Origin of the sequence: Bacillus sp. JJ722, from assembly GCF_036963345.1 — a bacterium.
GTDB lineage: Bacteria > Bacillota > Bacilli > Bacillales > DSM-1321 > Bacillus_AD.
This window is the reverse complement of record NZ_JBALMO010000365.1, coordinates 2369-3959: the sequence shown is the minus strand read 5'-3', so window position 1 is coordinate 3959 and position 1591 is coordinate 2369. Positions and strand designations below refer to the sequence as shown.

The 1591-nt window shown below is 27.0% G+C and carries 2 protein-coding genes; both read right to left on the bottom strand.

Annotation, left to right across the window (positions count from 1 at the left end; genetic code table 11):
* Positions 1-238: oligosaccharide flippase family protein (locus tag V7014_RS26200; protein WP_335511909.1), on the bottom strand; the 238-nt coding region annotated here is incomplete at its 3' end.
* A gap of 21 nt (positions 239-259) precedes the next feature.
* The gene (locus tag V7014_RS26195; RefSeq protein ID WP_335511907.1) at positions 260-1219 is read right to left on the bottom strand and encodes a glycosyltransferase; all 960 of its coding nucleotides are present in this window, start codon (positions 1217-1219) and stop codon (positions 260-262) included.
* Positions 1220-1591: the final 372 nt, after the last annotated feature.

The window sequence follows — 1591 nt, the reverse complement described above, 5'->3', positions numbered from 1 at the left end:
GTTCCTTATTAGAAGATTTGGGAATAAAATAATTAATAGAAGCTTCAAGACCCAATCCAATAATTGTATTTGTTATATTTAATACCATATTAGTTTGTGCAAAAGTTCCATAGTCTGTTTTTGTCAAAACTCTTACTAAAATCATTCCTTGAACCATAACAGCAATAGTGGAAACAATATTCGCAAGTGAAAATGACATAAAATTTTTTACCAAGCTTTGGGTTTTAAATTTTTTCATTAACTTATTCCCTCTATTACTTTATTTTTCTATTAAAGATATAATTCGATTTGTTATGTTTTCATAATTATATTTATCTATCAAATCTATTTCTGGATTAAAAAAAGGCGCTAACCCATTCTTATATCTAATATACTCTTCTAAAATATACTGTTTAAAAATCTCATAATGATTTTCTTGAATTTCTTCATACGCTACACCTAATCTACCATTAGTTACTACATTAAAGATTTCACTATTTTTTTTATTTCCACTTATAAGAGCGATAATAGGCTTCTTAAATAACATATATTCCAAAATTTTCCCAGGAAATACACCCTCTTCTTTGGTATTATTCCAAGTAGACAGAACTAAAAATCGTGCCTTTTGTTGTAGCTCAATACAGTCTTCTCTACTCAGCAAACCACAATTAACTAACACACTTTCAACATTATACTTTTTTGCTTGTTCATAAACTGCTGAAAATTCTGTTCCTGCGTACCAAAATTCGATATCTTGCAAATTAATTTTTCTTTCTTTAAAAAGTTCATTCAAAACCTTAAAAAGTGGCGAAATTTTTCGTTTACCTCCATATAAGGAGCCAGGATACACAAAAGATAACTTTCCACACTCAGAAATGTTTGTTGTATTCGGTAAATCATCTACATCATACCCATTAGGTATAACAACTGATTTCTCTCTAAAATCCCCCCTACAAATTCTATCTCTATATCCATTAGATACCGTAACTATATAATCAGCATTTTCACATGCCTTATTTTGAATATAATTATTATAAATTTTAAATAAAAACGGAATAAATTCTACAACCATCGGATCTCTAAAATCGCAAATCCATTGCATATTGGGGAATTTCCTCTTTAACCATAAGCCACATAATATTGACGATGTTGGACCATATGTAGAAAAACAAACGTCGTATTTTTCAAATTCACTTTGATTTTGATCAACATATTTTTTAAAAACTTTATAGNNATTCAAATAGATGAAAATACAAGCTTAAAATCTTTCTTATTTTAGATTTCTTTACTTTTATTGAACTTTTATCTTCCTTATCTAATATTCCATTTTTAAAATTCTGTTTACCAGTACTTAATAACTTATTATTTATTTTATTAAAGCTAATCGAATGATCTAACTCAATAAGTCTACCTAATCTCTTGAAATCATTATTTAGTTTATCATCTTTATTAACTTTAGTTGAGGTAGTAATAACATCTACTTGATAATTTTTTTTTGTGAGAAATTTAGTTAATTTTGTTGGTCTAATAGCACCAATTGTATTTTCTGGAGCAAAGAAGTAGCTAGTTATTAATATTTTTTTCATTGTTAATTTCCTCTTTTAATAAACAC